Genomic DNA, 17,159 nt, shown 5'->3' with positions numbered 1-17,159 from the left:
GTCGAAGGCTAGACCCCAGACCCTGGTTATTTCACCATGGTTTCACGTCCAGGTACTCATTTTTTCGATGAACACCAGTTTCAAATTCTTCTTGACATGGATATGGTAATAAAGGTAGAAATTCAGGGTAACTGAATGTTTATTCATATAAGCAGATATTATGTCAAACGATATTTGTCAACTCTACTATGTAGACGAAGAGCGGGTCGCAAGAGCCAGAGCCAGGATGCGTGACGACCGTACCATCGTTGATCTGGCCGAAACCTTCAAAGTCCTGGCAGAACCGACCCGGGTACGCATTCTTCACGCCATCTCCGAGGAAGAACTCTGCGTTTACGATATTGCCGCTGTGGTTAACGCGACCCAATCGGCAATCTCCCACCAATTGCGCATCCTGCGCTCTGCCCGGCTGGTTAAATCGAGGAAAGACGGCAAGATGGTCTACTACTCACTCGATGATGATCATGTGCGCTGTCTGTTCGAAGAAGGGATTCGCCACCTGAAAGACGGGTAAATATTTTTTTGTCAAAAACATATGATCATGCGTGCATACGTGCAGGTTTAAGCGTGCTCAAATCGAGAGAAGATAGAAATGAGTAACTGGATGTTGGTAACTGCAGAGATAGCATTCCTCAAAAGGATGCTTCATTTGGAAGGGCGGTTATGAAGCGTCGTAGCATATTAAGTTTTTTTACGATATTCGGACCGGGTCTGGTGGTAATGTTCGCCGATACCGATGCGGGGAGTGTAATCACCGCTGCACAAAGCGGAGCAGTATGGGGGTACAAGCTGCTTCTGCTGCAACTCATACTGATCCCTATTGTCTACATGGTGCAGGAGCTTGCAGTGCGACTGGGGCTGGTAACCGGCAAAGGACATGGCGAACTCATCTGTGAACACTTCGGTAAGGGATGGGCATGGCTTTCGGTCTCCACCCTGATGGTTGCCTGCCTGGGAGCTTTGGTCACCGAGTTTGCCGGAGTGGCCGGCGCCGGTTTGCTTTTTGGGATACCGCCATGGATCAGCGTGAGCATGACAGTGCTGTTTCTCTCTATTGTGGCCTGGACTGGTTCGTACCTCTCGGTCGAGCGTATCGCCATCATGATTGGCAGCTTTGAATTGGTCTTCCTGCTGGTGGCCTGGTGGGCCCATCCCATCCCCGCGGCCATGTTGAGCGGCTTGACCCAGATCCCATGGCGCCAGCCCGGATATATGTACCTGGCCGTAGCCAACGTCGGCGCGGTGATTATGCCCTGGATGGTATTTTACCATCAGTCTGCGGTTGTGGATAAAGGCCTTAAAGCCAAAGACCTACAGACATCCCGCAGAGACACAGCCCTGGGAGCGATTATTACTCAATTTATCATGATAGCGATACTGGTGGCAACCGCAGCGACCATTGGCGTACAACGTCCCGGCGAATCTTTGGACACGGTACAGCAGATCGCGGACGCACTGACTCCCTTTTTAGGTGAAACGGTGGGAACAATCCTGTTTGCCCTGGGCATGGTCGGGGCGTCGCTGGTGGCAGCGATTGTGGTCTCGCTTGCAGCTGCATGGGGGTTGGGTGAGGTGAGCGGCTACCAACGGTCTCTCGAACATCAGCCTCGCAAGGCCCCGTGGTTTTACACAGTCTATATCGCTATGCTGGTAATAGGTGGCGCTGTGGTGGTTTCGGGGATCAACCTGGTCAACCTGAGCGTGGCCGTACAAGTGATGAACGCAGCACTGCTGCCGGTTGTGTTGGGCTTTCTATACCTGCTTGCGCTCAAGGCCCTACCCGAACAGTACCGCCTGCATGGGGGCTACGCTGTGGTGGTAGGTGTGGTGGTGGCAATGGCAAGCATTTTAGGGGTGTACGCTGCGGTCAGCCCGTTTTTTTTGTAAGCAGTCCGGAATACGTGAAAAGGTGGATGGACGAAGGTTCCTAAATCGCGGTGTTCAGCCGCTCTGCGACCATCAGCTCTTCCTCGTGCCGTCGCGCCGCATTCCACCCCAGTTCACCCGCCATGAGGTCCAGCACACGGGGAGCCGCGGACCGGGCCGCGGCCGTGTCCAGCAAGGCCAGGGGGGTCCGACGCGCCAGTACGTCCATGACATGTTGAGCGAACTCATGGCGTGCGGCGTATATCGCTTCGGCTTCCAGGTAAGGATGCCCCTCCGCCAAAGGAACGCCGAATCCCTCCCCGGCGATCCGGGCAACCACGGAGGTCCGATTGCCGTAGGACCTGTTGAGATGGCTGGCGGAGTGAGGGCTGAACCCGAATTCAGCGGCCAGTTTGCCACCCCCGTCCGGGTCGAAATTCTCCCCCCCGACGATGGTGATCCGGTCGGTCCAGCAGGCCTTCGCCGTTTTCAGACCCAACCGCTGTACGGCATAGTCCACCGCGTCGCAGGCCATCTTCCGATAGGTGGTCCACTTGCCTCCCGAAACCGAGATCAGACCCGACGGGCTCTCCCGTAAAACATGGTCCCGAGACAACTTGGCCGTATCCACGGCCTTGGGGTCGAGAACGAGAGGACGGAGCCCTGCCCACGTGGCTTTAACGTCACTCTCCGAAGCCTGAATGTTGAAGTATCGTTCGATATACTGCAGAAGATAGTTGACGTTCTCCTGAGTGGGGCAGGGGTGTTCCGACACCTCCGCCGGATCGTCCGTGGTTCCTACCAGCGCGTGACCTTCCCAGGGAAGCACGAACAGGACTCTCCCGTCGTCGGTCCTGGGGATGAGTAAACCGGTGTCAAGGGGGGCAAAACGCTTGTCAAGCAGGAGATGGACCCCCTCACTGGGCTTGAGAATGGGGGGAGCGGCCGGGTCGTCCATAAGCCGAATCCGGTCGGCAAAAGGGCCGGTAGCATTGATCACCACACGGGCGGAAATGGGCCAGGCATCGCCGCTGATGGAGTCTTTCACCAGGACGCCGGTGGTCCGGCCGTTTTCCCTGAGGAACCCGGTTACCGCGACGTGATTGGCCATCGCGGCGCCGAACTCCACCGCAGTCAGAGCAACGGAAACGGCCATCCGGGCATCGTTGAACTGGCCGTCATAGTAGAGGACCCCGGCCTTCAGCCCTTGCGCCTTGAGCATGGGATAGCGTCGCAGAGTCTCCTTGCGCCCCAGCAGGCGGCTGCCTCCGATTCCCATTGGACCGGCCAGCAGGTCGTACAGCTTCAGGCCGGCCAGGATATACGGGATTTCCCACCACCTGTAGAGAGGGGTCAGCAGTGGGAGGCGGGAGCTCAAATGCGGGGCGATCTGGAGGAGGATTCCTCGCTCTCGCAGGGCGTCCTTCACCAGGTGGTATTGGACCCGGTCCAGGTGTTTGACCGCGGATTCCAGGTAGCGCACGCCTCCGTGAAGCAGCTTTGTGCTTCGGCCGCTGGTGCCTTCCGCGAAGTCGTTCTTTTCCACCAGTGCGACGTTTAATCCGCGGCTGGCCGCGTCCAGAGCGATGCCGCAGCCGGTGGCGCCTCCCCCGATGACGATGAGGTCGAAGATATTCCCCGCCTTCAGCTTTTGAATGTGGTCCCGGCGTCTCATACTACATAGTCGGCTGTTTCACCCATCCTCTGGATCTTTCCACTGCTCTTTGCCAGCCGCGAAAAAGAGCCTCCCTGTCCTCTGATTTCATGTCCGGTTCCCACCGGCGTTCGAGCGCCCAATGCTGAGCGATGGATTCGGAATCCAGCAGTCCCACCCCGATCCCGGCCAGGTAGGCCGCCCCAAGGGCGGTGGTCTCGGTAACTTCAGGACGCAGGACGGGGGTGCCCAGCAGGTCTGCCTGTAACTGCAGGAGAAAATTGTTTGCCGCGGCGCCTCCGTCGACGCGCAACTCGCGCAGTAAAATGCCGCTGGCCTTCTGCATGGCCTCGATAGCGTCCCGGGTCTGATAGGCGATAGCCTCCAGGGTCGCACGGGCCAGATGTGCTCTGGTGCTGCCACGGGTCAGCCCGATGATCAACCCTCGGGCATAAGGATCCCAATATGGCGCCCCCAGACCGACGAGAGCGGGCACGAAGTATATCCCCCCGGAGTCGGGCACGCTCCGGGCAAGGTCTTCAACCTCAGACGCGTTTTCTAACAGTCCCAGACCATCGCGAAGCCACTGCACCGCGGCCCCGGCGGCGAAAATCGAACCCTCCATGGCGTATTGGGCTTTCCGGCCCCTGATCTGCCAGCCCAAGGTGGTCAGGACCCCCTCTCCCAAGACCGGTTTTTCCCCGGTGTTCATAACGACGAAGGCCCCGGTGCCGTAGGTATTCTTGGCCATGCCGGGCTCGAAACAGGCCTGTCCGAACAGGGCGGCCTGCTGGTCGCCGGCCACCCCGGCAATGGGAATCTCACAGCCGAAAAGGGAAGGATCGGTCTCGCCGAACCGCCCGGCGGATGGTTTTACCTCAGGCAGCACCCCTGCCGGTATCCTGAACATGTCCAGCAATTCTTCGTCCCATTGAAGAGTGTGGATGTTAAACAGCAGAGTGCGGCTGGCGTTTGTCACGTCCGTGGCGTGAATTCGTCCTCCGCTCAGACGGTACATGAGCCAGGTATCCACGGTACCGAACAAAATCTCGTCCGCGGCGGCCCGTTCCCTCAGTCCACGCACGTTGTCCAGAAGCCAGGCAAGCTTTCCAGCGGAGAAGTAGGGATCGAGGACCAGGCCCGTCTTCTCGCGCACGCCGGGTTCGAGGCCCTCTGTTTTGAGGCGGTCGGTCAGAGCCGCGGCCCGGCGATCCTGCCATACGATGGCCCGGAAAAGGGGTTCGCCGGTGGACCGATCCCAGACCAGCGTGGTCTCCCGCTGGTTTGTAATTCCAATTGCTGCGACATCCTTTGGGCTTATCCTTGCCTTCTGCAGGGCGTCGCGGGTGGTATCGATCTGGGTCCGCCAGATGTCCTCAGGATCATGCTCTACCCATCCGTCATGGGGAAAGTGCTGCTTGAACTCCTTTTGGGCCACGCTTAAAATACGGCCGTCAAGACCGAAGAGAATAGCACGGCTGCTTGTGGTTCCCTGATCCATGGCAAGCAGATAATTCATGACTTTTTACTCCACTATCAATAATGAACAAAAGACGTAGATTAAGGAAGGGCCTATTATGTACCGATTTCCCCGGCGCAGACAAGGAATAACAGGGTTCTTTACGAGGCGGCCTTTCCTTCCCGCGAGGTCGGGAGCGGTTTTTCCTCTCCATGGACTATCTCCGCAGGTTCAGTAAAAGTTTTGGGTCCTCACTTTTCAGTAATATCTGTTCCTGATGAAGGGACTTCAGAAGTCTCATCCTTGGTTTCTTCATGATGTTTCTTCTGACCACCATGAGAACCGCAGCATCCGCCTCCTCGAAACATCATATAGCCGAACCCAACAATGAATATCAGAGTGATTAAATTCTCTAATGTCATATCCTACCTCCATATTTACGTCAGTCACTTGGCCTTGGCAAGAAGGTCCTGAACCTCATTTATCCTTGCATCCCTTTCAAATGAGTCTCCTTCGGAAATCGATCTCCTTACGCAGCTCTCCAGGTGGTTTTTGAAGATGTTGTATTCAACTTGCGACATGGTTCTTGACGCTGATCGAATCTCCGTCAGGATGTTTATGCAGTAACCCCCATCGGTGATCATCCGCGTAATCCCCCTTATCTGGTTTCCGATCAAGTTGAGTTGAGCCAATTGAGATTCATGCATGGCAATCCTCCACGGGTTGTTCCTATGGACCAGATCCCATCCACACCCTCCGGTTGTAAGGGAGTGGATGGGTATTGCCGTATACTTACTTAAAGGACCCGGTCCATAGGAATTAGTCACATATTGATGTTAAAGCTTTTCTCCCTGTTCCTGACGAAAAAGAGAGGCCGGCCTGTGAATCGCCGGCCCGGATGAGACGGCGCGCTCCTCCCAGAGCTCAAATTTCAGGAAATTGCCGGAACATTCATGGGAGCAGAACTGTTCCGAAGGAAAATCGCCGACGATAAACCTGGCCGCGTCATCCTGGAAATTCTCTCCGCAAAAGGAGCAAAAACCTAACAGTAAAATGGAATCCGAATTGTGGTGTGTCATGTCGATCACCATCCTTTCGATACCGGGAGATGATGACTTCGCAAAAAGTCATCAATGCGCCTACTGATCAATGCGCCTACTGAAGGGCGCTCAAGTCAATGACTTGCAGGGCAATCTTCCCTAAAACCCGACAAAGCTACAGTGAGATTAATTCGAACGAGGGATTATTTTTCAGGGGGTCTTTCGAAAACGAAAAGAGGTTCAGGTTTTAATGAAGGGATTGGATTTGGAATGCCGGTTGAAAACAGCAATATTCCCAACAGCAAAGGAATTGCGAGAACAATTGCGCAAATGGTGGTTGTGCAGAAGGAAACACCGGCCTCATGGCAGGTCATTGTCGAATCAACAGAGACCATGCCATGAAAACCGGCGATGGAAAAAACGGCGATCATCACCGCTGTCAGCAGGATTAAGAGAAGGGGTCGTTGCTGTAACTTCGATCTTTGGCGGTCCATCCTTGGTAACCTCCCAGGCATCGATCGGTCCATAACGGACCCGGCTACGACCGATCCTGTGTAACCCTCTTGGTAATTGTTTAGCATACCCCCTGGGGGTATGCAAGGTTTTTTTTGCCCAAGGCGTGCCGAGATACGTTCTGCTGTGATATCCCCTTGTCATGTTTTTCTCTCTTTCCCTTCCGGGGATCATCGGTGGGATGATCGAGGCGGCAATGTCAGGTCTGTTTTAACTTGAGAAACTCCTTGACCCCTCGGAAGGTCTTTCTGTGGATTGGGCACGGACCGTGTTCGGCGATGGCGCGGCGGTGGACTTTGGTGGGGTAACCCTTATGGCGGTCAAAGCTGTACTGGGGATAGATGCAATGGTACTCCTCCATGACCCGGTCCCTGTCGACCTTGGCCAGGATGGATGCGGCCCCCACGGACTGGGACAGAAAGTCGCCGCTCGTAACGCACCGCACGGGATAGGCGGTCAGGGGAGAATACCTGCCGTCCACGAGGACAAGGTCCGGCGGGACCTCCAGGTTTTCCAGGGCCTCGGTCATGGCCGCCAGGGATGCCCGAAGGATGTTGAGATGATCAACGCCGTTGTTGTCCACAAAGGAGACATGCCAGGCGATCGCCTGGCGTTTTATCTCGGTGTAAAGGGCGGTTCGCTTCTCTGGGGAAAATTTCTTCGAATCCAGCAAGCGGGGAAGATCGGCGTCTGGAGGCAGGACAACCGCCGCAGCGAAAACGGGCCCGGCAAGGGGCCCGCGACCGGCCTCGTCCACCCCTGCGATGATTGAATAACCCTCCTTTCGGAGGGCCTCATCCATTTAGTACTGCCCCTTCTCCCGGATCCTGGCCTTTCGACCCCGGAGTGCTCTCAGGTAGTACAGCTTGCTCCGGCGAATACGCCCGAGGCGCGTTACTTCGATCTTCTCGATCTTGGGAGTGTGCAGTGGGAAAACCCTTTCCACCCCAACTCCACTGGTGACTTTTCTCACAGTGATGCTGGAGCGCAAGGCCGCTCTTTTTCGAGCGATAACAACCCCTTCAAAGATCTGGATCCTCTCCTTCTCGCCCTCGATGATCCGGTAGTAAACCTTGACCGTGGCCCCGATGGGGGTGTCGGGGATGTCCCTCTTCATATGTTCCTTTTCGTACATTTCCAGGACGTTCATGTGTATCTCCTTGGTATATGGAATAAATCCCCGCCGTTTGAGGGCGGACTGTGCATTATATAAAAAATATCCTGTATGACAAGATGTTATTTCTTCAATTTATCCAGGAGATCACGATCCTTTTCATCCAGATCCGCCGCCTCAAGAAGGTCGGGTCGCTTTTGCAGGGTCCTTTTTATGGATTGTCTTCTCCGCCAATCCTCGATACGCCCGTGGTTCCCCGAAAGTAGGATTTCAGGGACCTTCAATCCCCGGTACTCCGCCGGACGGGTGTATTGAGGGTACTCCAGGAGGCCGTCCGCGAAGGACTCGTCCAGCGGTGACGCATCGTCTCCCAGAACGCCCGGTATAAGCCTGGATACCGCATCAATGACAATGAGAGAGGCAAATTCACCTCCGGTCAGTACGAAGTCTCCCACTGAGACCTCCCGTATGGGCAGCTTCTCCATGATACGTTCGTCGACACCTTCGTACCTTCCGCAGATCAGCACCAGATCATCTGTCCTGGAAAAATCCCGGGCCATCTCATGGTTGAAAGTCCGGCCCTGAGGGGTCAGCAGAATGAAGGGGGTTTCCGGCGGCACTTCCAGGGATTCCGCAGCCTCGATGATGGGTTCCGGCTTCATCACCATGCCGGGCCCGCCGCCGTAGGGGTAGTCATCGACCATGCGATGTTTGTCGCCGGCGAAATCCCGGATGTCCACCAGGTCCAGGTTGATGAGACCTTTCTCGACGGCTTTGCCCAGAATGCTCTCAGCCAGGGCGCCCCTGATCATTCCGGGGAAGATGGTCAGAATATGAAAATTCATCACCTGTTTATTTCCAGGAGGCCGGGGAGATGCATGAGGATCAGCAGTTTCTGTTCCAGATCGACATCCCTGACCGATTCCGGAGAGAAGGGGATAAGGATCTCCTCCCCCTCAGCGCCGTGGACAACGAGAACGGGCGTGCCACCCGTCTCCATGACCTGATCGGTCCTGCCCACGCTGTTTCCAAGGTGGTCGCGGACCTCCAGGTCGATGAGATCGTGCAGGAAGAACTCCCCGTCGGCCAGGGGAAGCAGGTCCTCTTCGGGAAGGCAGACGTACCAGCCTCTCAGGACTTGAGCGCCTGTGATGTCATTCACACCGTCGAGTTTCATAAGAAAAGCACCCTGGTGTTTTCTCACTGACCCGACGTCAAGTGGTTTCACCTCCACCGTATCGTCGGGGTCGCGGCAGAGATATATTTTTTTCGCCGCCGTCAGGGTCTCAGGATGATCGGTGAGCAGACGCAGGCGGACATCCCCCCTGCGCCCGTGCGGTCGCACGATCTGTGCTATTGGAAAAAATTCCCGGGACATGAAATTCTCAGGCCGGAGACCCGGCCCAGGAAAAGGGGAGAACAGGCTGCTGGATCTCAGTCGCCCAGGGAGGCTCTCTTCTCCTCGTCGAATCTCTTCAGGATGCCGGTCTTGGACATAAGACTCCGGACGGTATCCGAAGGCTTCGCTCCGTTTCTCAGCCAGTGGAGAGCCTTGTCCTCCATGAGGGTGATTTCGGCAGGGTCCTTTTTGGGATCATAAGTGCCGATGGTCTCGATAAAGCGCCCATCCCTCGGGGAACGGGAATCCGCGACTACTACCCTGTAATAGGGCTGCTTTTTCTTGCCCATCCTTCTTAATCTGATGCTGACGCTCAATTCTTACCTCCCGATAAAACAGTATGGTTGCGGTTAGGGTGACAGAAAAACTTTCCTATCCCGAACCCTTTCTTCTAAACTTTTTACGTTATTACGTCAAGTCGGGAAAGGCATCTTGTGTCAGCTACGTCCCTTCGATCTCCCCCATGCACATGTACTTGACCTCCAGGTACTCCTCGATGCCGTACTTTGATCCCTCGCGCCCGATGCCGGATTCCTTGTAGCCCCCAAACGGCGCGACTGTGGTTGAAATGAGGCCCGTGTTGATGCCCACCATGCCGTACTCCAGCCCCTCGGCCACACGCCATACACGGGCATTGTCCCGGGTATAGAAGTAGGCCGCCAGGCCATACTCGGTGTCATTGGCCATCTGTATCGCCTCTTTTTCCGTACTGAACCGGAACAGGGGCGCCACGGGACCGAATGTCTCCTCTCTGGCGATCAACATCTCTGTCGTCACGTCGGAGATAATTGTCGGCTGGAAAAAGGTGCCGCCGAGTTTGTGTCTCTTTCCACCCCGGACTACTTTCCCTCCTTTGGACACCGCATCCTGAATCTGTTCTTCCACCTTGAGTATCGCATCCATGTCGATGAGGGGTCCCTGCTGGACCTCTCCCTTGAGCCCATCACCGACCTTCAGCTTCCTCACCGCTCCGGACAGTTTCTCCGTGAAGGCATCGTACACCTCTTCGGCCACGAGAAACCGGTTTGTGCAGACGCAGGTCTGCCCCGAATTGCGGTACTTTGAGACCATGGCTCCCTCGATGGCGGCATCGAGGTCGGCGTCGGCAAACACGATAAAGGGGGCGTTGCCTCCCAGTTCCAGAGAGATCCTCTTCACTGTGTCGGCGCTCTGCTTCATCAGGAGCTTTCCGATCTTGGTGGACCCGGTGAAAGTAAGCTTCCGCACCGTGGGGTTTGAGGTCATTTCACCCCCGATGGCGCCGGAGGACCCGGTGACCACGGAAAAAACGCCGGGAGGAAGTCCGGCACGGTCGGCCAGCTCGGCAAGGGCAAGAGCGGAATAAGGGGTGTAGGAAGCGGGCTTGACGACCATGGCACACCCGGCTGCCAGGGCCGGGGCTGCCTTCCGGGTGATCATGGAGGATGGAAAGTTCCATGGGGTGATGGCGGCGCAGACACCCACGGGCTGTTTGATGACAATGACCCGCTTGCCCGGCTGGTGCTGGGGTATAGTGTCCCCGTAGACCCTTCTGCCCTCCTCGGAGAACCATTCCACGAACGAGGCCCCGTAGCCGATCTCACCACGGGATTCGGCCAGGGGCTTGCCCTGTTCCGCGGTCATGATCACGGCCAGGTCCTCCTGGTTCTCCATGATGAGCTCAAACCACCTGCGTACGGTCCGGCACCGGTCATGGGCAGTTCGGTTCCGCCAGGAACGGAAGGCTGCATCGGCCGCATCAATGGCCCTGCGGGTCTCGTCCGCTCCCATTCTCGGGACAGCGCCGATCCTCCGGCGCGTGGCCGGGTTTATGACCTCAATGGTATCCCCGCTGTCGGCGTCGCACCACACACCATTGATATAGCACTGCTGTCGAAAGAGTCCGGAATCCTTGATATCTAACTTCGCCATGTTATCCTCCTCTATAGTACCGATCCACGCCAGGCACTTCCCCCCTCAGATCCCAAGGTAGGCCTTCCTGATGTTGGGATTAGCCAGCGACTCATCTCCGGTTCCGTCCAGCACAACCCGGCCCCGTTCCTCCAGCCATGGAAATATTCTGTGAACTCCTTGACTTTCACCGGCATTGGAACCAGATGGGCTAAAGAAAGCAATATCGATGCCAGTAGGAACATTAAGTCTAAAGGCCTGTAAAACCTCATTAAGTGCTTACGGCGGCCTTCAGAACATAACAAAAATAAGGCAATATTGCATCAAAATGCAATATTGCCTTATTTTTGGTTCATCCTGTCGCCGCGCCAAACGGCTCAGGGGACTTAAACAGTCGGGAAAGGCATTTTTCCCTTCATCCTACGTCCTTTCCCCATCATCTTCATCATCTTTCTGGCCTCGTCAAAACGTTTCAGCAGCCGGTTTACGTCTACAACCGTTGTTCCTGACCCGGCTGATATCCGCTTTTTCCTGCTGCTTTTAATTATCCTGGGGTTTTGCCTCTCCCGCGGGGTCATGCTGTCTATGATGGCAGTAATCCTGGCCAGATCCTTTTCATCCGCTTCACCCGCAAATGATTTTTTCATTTTTCCCGGTATGGGCAACATGGAAAGAAGATCCTGAATCGAACCCATGCTGCGGATATGGCGGAGTTGATCTCGGAAATCCTCCAGATCAAACTCACCCTTGATCTGTTTCCCGGCAATTTTTAGTGCCTCTTTCTCCTCCATTGCCTTCCCGGCACGATCAATAAGGGTGAGCATGTCTCCCATGCCGAGAATACGGGAGGATATCCTGTCCGGATTGAAGGGTTCCAGGGCCTCTATGGCCTCACCCATGCCGGCGAATTTGATGGGAACGCCTGTGACCCGGCGCATGGAAAGAGCCGCTCCGCCCCGGGCGTCACCATCCAGCTTTGTCAACACGATCCCGGTCAGGCCGAGGCGCGTGTTGAATTTTTCGGCAACATGGACGGCGTCCTGCCCCGTCATGGCATCGGCAACCAGAAGCGTCTCGTGCGGATGGATAACACCGGCAAGAGACGCAGCCTCGGCCATTAACTCCTCGTCCATATGGAGCCTTCCAGCCGTGTCGATAATAAGGGTGTCCGCTCCCGCCCTGCCGGCCTGGACAGCGGCCTTTCTATAGATCGCAACCGGCGATGATTCGTCAGGGCCGGGGGAAAAGGCGGCAAGACCCGCCCGCTCTGCCGTATCCAGAAGCTGCTTAACAGCGGCAGGCCGGTTCAGATCAGCCGGTATCAGGTATGGCCTGTGGCCCTCGTTTTTCAGAAAAAGGCCGAGTTTCGCGGCCGTGGTGGTCTTGCCTGATCCCTGGAGCCCCACAAGCATGATGCGCAAAGGTGGGACGGAGGCCCTCTCCAAAGTAACCCTCCCCCCCCCGAGGATGGTGGTCATTTCAGAGTTGACGATCTTGATTACCTGCTGGGCGGGGGTAAGACTCTCCAGAACATCGGCCCCCATAGAACGCCGGCGAACATGGGACACGAAGTCCTTGACGACCTTGAAATTGACATCAGCCTCCAAAAGGGCTAGCTTCACGTCCCTCAGGGTGGTGTCGAGATCTTTTTCGGTAAGCCGCCCTTTATTTTTGAGTTTTTTGAAGATATTTTCAAATTTATCGGTGAGATTCTGAAACATCATAGCCATATCAGAAGGTTCCCTTGGCGGTTCATCAGTGTTATTTGATGGAAAGTTAGGGTCATCCTGGAAATGAGTACCTGAAGGATGACCGGATTTTGTAAAAAGCTAACTTAGCACAAGGTGCACAGAGTTTCACAGGGTAACATGAGGGTTTATTCAAAACAAGTTAACGAGGTTTCGCGAAGTTTAAAACCAGGACCTTATGGGTTTTGGATCTTCTTTGCGTAACTCTGCGGTACGCACGGCCTACCATCGAGCCGCCTTTGCGTAACTCTGCGTTACAGCTCTAAAGCACAGGTTTTATCGCAGAGGGCCGCGGAGTGCGCCACTCTCAGGCGCTGCCGCAAAGGGCCGCAAAGTAAAATCTGTAATCAGGTTTTGACTAAACCCAACTATTTCTCTGCGGTACGCACGGTCTACCAAGAAGCCACCCCGGTCTGCCCTGAGCTTGCGAAGGGCGTGAGACGAATTGGTGTTAATGCAATAAGGTACGCATTATTGTGATGAACCTCTTTTAAAACCCTGCCTGCCCTGAGCTTGTCGAAGGGTGGAACGGCCTGCGAAGGGCCGTGCTGTGGTAAATTAGCTCTTGACCTTCGGGATTGCTTCCGTCTACGCTTTGGGGCGTCGCCGATGCCGCCAATACGAGGTTGTCAAAGGGCGTTAAATATGGGAAGGTACAGCGTTTGTCAAGGTTAAAGGCACACCATTTCTAATCCGGAAAGGGGTCCTTGGATGAGGTTGATTCAGTGAAAACTGTTTTTCTGATTATCATCGGGACGGTCTTCGTCAATAACTTTGTTCTGGCTCGGTTCCTGGGCCTTTGCCCGTTCATGGGCGTTTCCAAAAGGATCGAAACCGCTACCGGTATGGGCATGGCGGTGGTCTTCGTCATGACCGTGGCATCCTCCGTGACATGGAACATCCAGGAGTACCTGCTTGTCCCCTTTCAGCTTGTATATCTTCAGACCATCATGTTTATCCTTGTCATCGCCGCCCTGGTGCAGTTCGTGGAGATGTTTATCCGTAAGGTCAGCCCCGCGCTTTACGAATCCCTTGGAATCTTCCTACCCCTGATCACTACCAACTGTGCCGTTCTGGGTGTGGCGCTGCTGACCGTTCAGAAGAACCTTGATTTCTTCTCGACAATCATCTTCGCATTCGGTTCCTCCCTCGGATTTACCTTGGCCCTCGTCCTTATGGCCGGCATCAGGGAGCGGGTGGAACTGGCCGACGTCCCTAAGCCGTTCAAGGGAACGGCCTCCGCCTTCATCACCGCCGGTATCCTGTCACTCGCCTTCATGGGCTTCTCCGGGATGGTAAAGTAATCTCAATATGCTGGCGGCTATTATCAGTCTTACAGGATTGGGCTTCATCGCGGCCTTCGGCCTGGGGGTCGCCTCGAAAAAGTTCCACGTGGAGGTGGATCCCAGGCTCGTTGAGGTGGAGGAAGCCCTCCCCGGACTCAACTGCGGGGCGTGTGGATATCCAGGCTGCTCCGGGTTTGCCGTGGGTGTTCTGGCCGAGGAGGCTGAGGTTACAGGATGTGCTCCCGGCGGCGAGGCGGTGGCGTTAAAGCTGGCGGAAATCCTCGGCGTGGAGGTCGGTGGAATTGACCGCAAGGTGTCCGTTCTCAAGTGCGGAGGCGGATCCGGCAAAGCGGTCATGGAAGCTCTTTACGACGGAATACAGGATTGCCGGTCCGTGGTCCTGGTTGGCGGCGGCGGAAAACTTTGCCGGTATTCGTGTGTGGGTTTTGCAACCTGCGAGAAGGTCTGCCCGTTCGATGCCATCACCATGAGCAGTGATGACCTGCCGATTATCGATCCTGATCTTTGTACCGCCTGCAACAAGTGTGTGGTTGCCTGCCCTCGTGATGTGCTTGTCCTGGAGAGCCAGAAGCATCAGGTCATCGTCCGATGCAGTTCCAAAGACCCCGGTCCCAGGGTAAAGACGGTCTGTAGTGTAGGGTGTACCGGTTGTGGAATCTGCGAAAAAGTATGTCCCGTAGAAGCCGCGCGCATCGATATGAACCTTTCCTTCATAGATCCGGGCACCTGCGTGGATTGCGGAATCTGCGCCGCCCGCTGTCCGACCGATGCGATTACGGACGGCCTGTTGCCTCGCACTACGGTTGTGATTTCGGAGGAGTGCACCGGCTGTACCATATGTGCCAAAGTCTGCCCCTTCGACGCGATCAGCGGCCAGGCCAAGCAGCTGCATGTTGTGGACCCCGATCTTTGCACAGCCTGTGGTCTTTGCGTGCCGCGCTGCCCTGTTAATGCCATCAGCCATTCGGGGCCTGAAGCCACGGCCACTGCCTAGGGCACCCACCGCTGAAGGTGTTTGTCCTTCGGAAGCGGGCTGATCGCGGAAACCCCTTGAGGTTATCATGATGGATGTGGTTTTTTTCGGCGGAGCTCTTTTCTTCCTGTTCATCGCGTCCCTGCATTATCTTCTCTTCCTTGTTTATCAGAATCCAGTTGTTCCCCGAGTTGCAAGGTATTCCCTTTACCTGACCCTTGCCGCACAGACAGGGTTTTTTATTGACCGTTTTATCAGGGGAGGGGTGCCCCTGGGAACCAACATGTACGAATCGCTTATGTTTTTTTCCTGGTGTATTATCATCGCGTATCTGCTTATCACCACCAGGTACAAAGTTCCGGTGGTGGGGGCGTTTGTCATCCCCATTTCTTTCATACTCATGGCCGCGGCTGCCTTTCTACCCGACAAAGGTATTGCCGAACTTTCTCCCGCCCTCAAGAGCTACTGGCTCCCCATCCATGTCAGCCTTTCTTTTATGGGGGATGCCCTCTTTGCAATGGCCTTTGGTTCGGGTGTTATGTACCTGATTCAGGAGAGACAGCTCAAAAGAAAGAGACCCGGCGCTTTTTATTACCGCCTTCCCAGTCTGGAAATCCTGGATGCCATCAACTACAGGGCATTGAGCATCGGGTTTCCGCTCCTTACCCTGGGAATAATAACCGGTTCCATCTGGGCCCAATATGCCTGGGGGGCCTATTGGAGCTGGGATCCGAAGGAGACGTGGTCCCTCATCACATGGTTTATCTTCGCGGCTCTTCTTCACACCCGCCTGACCATCGGGTGGAGGGGGCGTAAAGCGGCAATACTCGTCATTATCGGGTTTTCGGCGGTGCTTTTTACTTTTTTTGGAGTCAACCTGCTCTTGAGCGGGCTTCACTCCTACAATTGACCCACAGCCATGGACATCCTGATCGTAGGCCTGAGTCACAAGACGGCCCCAGTTGAAGTCAGGGAGAAAATCTCCTTCGCGGGCGATAGCCTGTCGGAGGGATTAAAAGCTCTTATAAGCTGTCCCCATGTCTCAGAGGCGCTCATCGTTTCGACCTGCAACCGCGTTGAGATATACAGCTGTATTATGAAGAACAGCATTGACGCAGCTCATGAAGAAATCGCCGCCTTTCTCTCCCAATTCCATGATGTCCCCCGGGACCAGCTCGACCCACATCTTTACATGATGTCCGGCGAGGAGGCGGTAAGGCATGCTTTTCGGGTTTCATCCAGTCTGGATTCCATGATGGTCGGTGAGCCGCAGATCCTTGGCCAGGTCAAGGACGCCTATAACAGCGCAACCCATGAACAGGTCACCGGGAACATCCTCAACCGGCTTCTGCACAAGTCCTTCTCGGTGGCAAAGAGGATCAGGACGGAGACACGGATTGCCACAAGCGCCGTGTCCATTTCCTTCGCGGCGGTGGAACTGGCGAGGAAAATATTCGGCGACCTGGCGGGAAAAACGATCATGCTCATAGGCGCGGGAGAGATGGCCGAGTTGTCGGCCAGACATCTTCTGGCCAACGGCGTGGAACACATCATGGTTGCCAACAGGACATTTGAGAAAGCGGAAGCCCTTGCCGAGGAGTTCATGGGATCCGCCGTTCCCCTGGAGGAAATTGAAAATCATCTGGACATGGCGGATATCGTCATCAGTTCCACGGGCGCTCCAACCACCCTCATCGACAGGAAGATGGTTCAGGGGGTTATCAGAAGAAGGAAGCACCGCCCCATGTTTTTTATTGATATCGCGGTCCCAAGAGATATCGAGCCCGCGGTCAACCAGGTTGAAAACGTATATGCATACGACATAGATGACCTGGAAGAGGTCGTCAAGGCGAACATTAAAACGAGGGAGAAGGAGGCCGCACGCGCAGAGGAGATCGTTACCCAGGAGGTGAAACAGTTCCATGACTGGATGTTGTCGCGGGATGTTTTCCCCACCATAGTAACCCTGAAGGAGTGGGCTGAGGATGTGCGGAGGTCAGAGCTCGAAAAGACGATGAAGAGGATGGAGGATCTTTCCGAGGCGGACAGGAAGAGGATTGAAGCGATGACGGAGGCTATCCTCAACAAGATCCTTCACCGGCCCATCGTCCGTATCAAGCGGGCATCCCATTCCCCTGACGGAAGCAAGCTTCTGGAAGCCATCAGGGAGATCTTCGGACTGGAGGATTGATTGGG

Annotated in this window: 19 protein-coding genes; 7 read left to right on the top strand and 12 right to left on the bottom strand. The window is 55.4% G+C overall.

All coding sequences use genetic code 11. The annotated features are described in order from the left end of the window. Positions 1-226: 226 nt before the first annotated feature. Both GXP52_00670 and GXP52_00665 read left to right on the top strand, forming a co-directional pair. Positions 227-514 carry a helix-turn-helix transcriptional regulator gene (locus GXP52_00670; protein ID NOY85800.1) on the top strand — a complete coding sequence of 96 codons (288 nt, stop codon included), beginning with the start codon at positions 227-229 and terminating at the stop codon, positions 512-514. A gap of 206 nt (positions 515-720) precedes the next feature. Further along, the gene (locus GXP52_00665; GenBank protein NOY85799.1) at positions 721-1,887 is read left to right on the top strand and encodes a divalent metal cation transporter; all 1,167 of its coding nucleotides are present in this window, start codon (positions 721-723) and stop codon (positions 1,885-1,887) included. A gap of 40 nt (positions 1,888-1,927) precedes the next feature. On the opposite strand, the gene GXP52_00660 is transcribed toward GXP52_00665, so the two are convergent. The 5 genes from GXP52_00660 to GXP52_00640 form a co-directional block, all read right to left on the bottom strand. After that, positions 1,928-3,541, bottom strand: coding sequence for an FAD-dependent oxidoreductase (locus GXP52_00660; protein ID NOY85798.1), 1,614 nt, complete (start codon positions 3,539-3,541; stop codon positions 1,928-1,930). A gap of 1 nt (position 3,542) precedes the next feature. After that, a complete protein-coding gene (gene glpK, locus GXP52_00655) occupies positions 3,543-5,039 on the bottom strand; it encodes a glycerol kinase GlpK (protein ID NOY85797.1) in 1,497 nt (498 codons plus the stop codon). 191 nt (positions 5,040-5,230) lie between these two features. Beyond that, entirely contained in the window at positions 5,231-5,401 is a 171-nt protein-coding gene (locus tag GXP52_00650; protein NOY85796.1) for a hypothetical protein, read from the bottom strand. Between the two features lie 24 nt (positions 5,402-5,425). Further along, positions 5,426-5,686, bottom strand: a complete 261-nt coding sequence (locus GXP52_00645; protein ID NOY85795.1) for a metal-sensitive transcriptional regulator — start codon at positions 5,684-5,686, stop codon at positions 5,426-5,428. Positions 5,687-5,815: 129 nt separating this feature from the next. Then, a complete protein-coding gene (locus GXP52_00640; GenBank protein NOY85794.1) occupies positions 5,816-6,058 on the bottom strand; it encodes a hypothetical protein in 243 nt (80 codons plus the stop codon). Positions 6,059-6,199: 141 nt separating this feature from the next. Between GXP52_00640 and GXP52_00635 the strand changes: the two genes are divergently transcribed. After that, entirely contained in the window at positions 6,200-6,421 is a 222-nt protein-coding gene (locus tag GXP52_00635; GenBank protein NOY85793.1) for a hypothetical protein, read from the top strand. Between the two features lie 310 nt (positions 6,422-6,731). Here GXP52_00635 and GXP52_00630 read toward each other — a convergent pair whose 3' ends face one another. From GXP52_00630 to ffh, 7 genes are all read right to left on the bottom strand, one after another. Further along, positions 6,732-7,334: a ribonuclease HII gene (locus tag GXP52_00630; GenBank protein NOY85792.1), complete on the bottom strand. Its 603-nt coding sequence runs from the start codon at positions 7,332-7,334 to the stop codon at positions 6,732-6,734. Next, complete coding sequence (gene rplS / locus GXP52_00625; protein ID NOY85791.1) at positions 7,335-7,682, bottom strand: 50S ribosomal protein L19; 348 nt, start codon at positions 7,680-7,682, stop codon at positions 7,335-7,337. Between the two features lie 86 nt (positions 7,683-7,768). Continuing rightward, positions 7,769-8,491: a tRNA (guanosine(37)-N1)-methyltransferase TrmD gene (gene trmD, locus GXP52_00620; protein NOY85790.1), complete on the bottom strand. Its 723-nt coding sequence runs from the start codon at positions 8,489-8,491 to the stop codon at positions 7,769-7,771. Further along, positions 8,491-9,024, bottom strand: coding sequence for a 16S rRNA processing protein RimM (gene rimM / locus GXP52_00615; GenBank protein NOY85789.1), 534 nt, complete (start codon positions 9,022-9,024; stop codon positions 8,491-8,493). The genes trmD and rimM overlap by 1 nt, the downstream gene beginning before the upstream one ends. A 56-nt stretch (positions 9,025-9,080) precedes the next feature. After that, positions 9,081-9,362 (bottom strand): 30S ribosomal protein S16, encoded by a 282-nt coding sequence (gene rpsP, locus GXP52_00610; protein ID NOY85788.1) that lies wholly within the window; start codon positions 9,360-9,362, stop codon positions 9,081-9,083. Between the two features lie 124 nt (positions 9,363-9,486). Beyond that, on the bottom strand, positions 9,487-10,956 hold the full coding sequence (gene gabD, locus GXP52_00605; GenBank protein ID NOY85787.1) for an NADP-dependent succinate-semialdehyde dehydrogenase: 1,470 nt from the start codon (positions 10,954-10,956) through the stop codon (positions 9,487-9,489). 365 nt (positions 10,957-11,321) lie between these two features. Next, entirely contained in the window at positions 11,322-12,659 is a 1,338-nt protein-coding gene (ffh, locus tag GXP52_00600) for a signal recognition particle protein (GenBank protein ID NOY85786.1), read from the bottom strand. Positions 12,660-13,408: 749 nt separating this feature from the next. Here ffh and rsxA point away from each other — a divergent pair. The 4 genes from rsxA to GXP52_00580 all read left to right on the top strand — a co-directional run bounded on the left by rsxA (position 13,409) and on the right by GXP52_00580 (position 17,154). Beyond that, positions 13,409-13,987, top strand: coding sequence for an electron transport complex subunit RsxA (gene rsxA, locus GXP52_00595; protein ID NOY85785.1), 579 nt, complete (start codon positions 13,409-13,411; stop codon positions 13,985-13,987). A gap of 7 nt (positions 13,988-13,994) precedes the next feature. Continuing rightward, positions 13,995-14,984 carry an RnfABCDGE type electron transport complex subunit B gene (locus GXP52_00590; protein NOY85784.1) on the top strand — a complete coding sequence of 330 codons (990 nt, stop codon included), beginning with the start codon at positions 13,995-13,997 and terminating at the stop codon, positions 14,982-14,984. A gap of 70 nt (positions 14,985-15,054) precedes the next feature. Beyond that, positions 15,055-15,873 carry a c-type cytochrome biogenesis protein CcsB gene (gene ccsB / locus GXP52_00585; GenBank protein NOY85783.1) on the top strand — a complete coding sequence of 273 codons (819 nt, stop codon included), beginning with the start codon at positions 15,055-15,057 and terminating at the stop codon, positions 15,871-15,873. Positions 15,874-15,882: 9 nt separating this feature from the next. After that, positions 15,883-17,154: a glutamyl-tRNA reductase gene (locus tag GXP52_00580; GenBank protein NOY85782.1), complete on the top strand. Its 1,272-nt coding sequence runs from the start codon at positions 15,883-15,885 to the stop codon at positions 17,152-17,154. The last annotated feature ends 5 nt before the right edge of the window (positions 17,155-17,159 follow it).

The sequence above is a fragment of the Deltaproteobacteria bacterium genome, assembly GCA_013151915.1.
GTDB lineage: Bacteria > BMS3Abin14 > BMS3Abin14 > BMS3Abin14 > BMS3Abin14 > BMS3ABIN14.
Note: the sequence above shows the minus strand (reverse complement) of the source record. Positions and strands in the feature narration are given on the sequence as shown.

Bases quoted from the DNA above. Each gene is read 5' to 3' on its own strand.
- GXP52_00670 (NOY85800.1), top strand. From the start codon at position 227: ATGCGTGACGACCGTACCATCGTTGATCTGGCCGAAACCTTCAAAGTC.
- GXP52_00665 (NOY85799.1), top strand. From the start codon at position 721: ATGTTCGCCGATACCGATGCGGGGAGTGTAATCACCGCTGCACAAAGC.
- GXP52_00660 (NOY85798.1), bottom strand. From the start codon at position 3,541: ATGAGACGCCGGGACCACATTCAAAAGCTGAAGGCGGGGAATATCTTC.
- glpK (NOY85797.1), bottom strand. From the start codon at position 5,039: ATGAATTATCTGCTTGCCATGGATCAGGGAACCACAAGCAGCCGTGCT.
- GXP52_00650 (NOY85796.1), bottom strand. From the start codon at position 5,401: ATGACATTAGAGAATTTAATCACTCTGATATTCATTGTTGGGTTCGGC.
- GXP52_00645 (NOY85795.1), bottom strand. From the start codon at position 5,686: ATGCATGAATCTCAATTGGCTCAACTCAACTTGATCGGAAACCAGATA.
- GXP52_00640 (NOY85794.1), bottom strand. From the start codon at position 6,058: ATGACACACCACAATTCGGATTCCATTTTACTGTTAGGTTTTTGCTCC.
- GXP52_00630 (NOY85792.1), bottom strand. From the start codon at position 7,334: ATGGATGAGGCCCTCCGAAAGGAGGGTTATTCAATCATCGCAGGGGTG.
- rplS (NOY85791.1), bottom strand. From the start codon at position 7,682: ATGAACGTCCTGGAAATGTACGAAAAGGAACATATGAAGAGGGACATC.
- trmD (NOY85790.1), bottom strand. From the start codon at position 8,491: ATGAATTTTCATATTCTGACCATCTTCCCCGGAATGATCAGGGGCGCC.
- rimM (NOY85789.1), bottom strand. From the start codon at position 9,024: ATGTCCCGGGAATTTTTTCCAATAGCACAGATCGTGCGACCGCACGGG.
- gabD (NOY85787.1), bottom strand. From the start codon at position 10,956: ATGGCGAAGTTAGATATCAAGGATTCCGGACTCTTTCGACAGCAGTGC.
- ffh (NOY85786.1), bottom strand. From the start codon at position 12,659: ATGATGTTTCAGAATCTCACCGATAAATTTGAAAATATCTTCAAAAAA.
- GXP52_00590 (NOY85784.1), top strand. From the start codon at position 13,995: ATGCTGGCGGCTATTATCAGTCTTACAGGATTGGGCTTCATCGCGGCC.
- ccsB (NOY85783.1), top strand. From the start codon at position 15,055: ATGGATGTGGTTTTTTTCGGCGGAGCTCTTTTCTTCCTGTTCATCGCG.
- GXP52_00580 (NOY85782.1), top strand. From the start codon at position 15,883: ATGGACATCCTGATCGTAGGCCTGAGTCACAAGACGGCCCCAGTTGAA.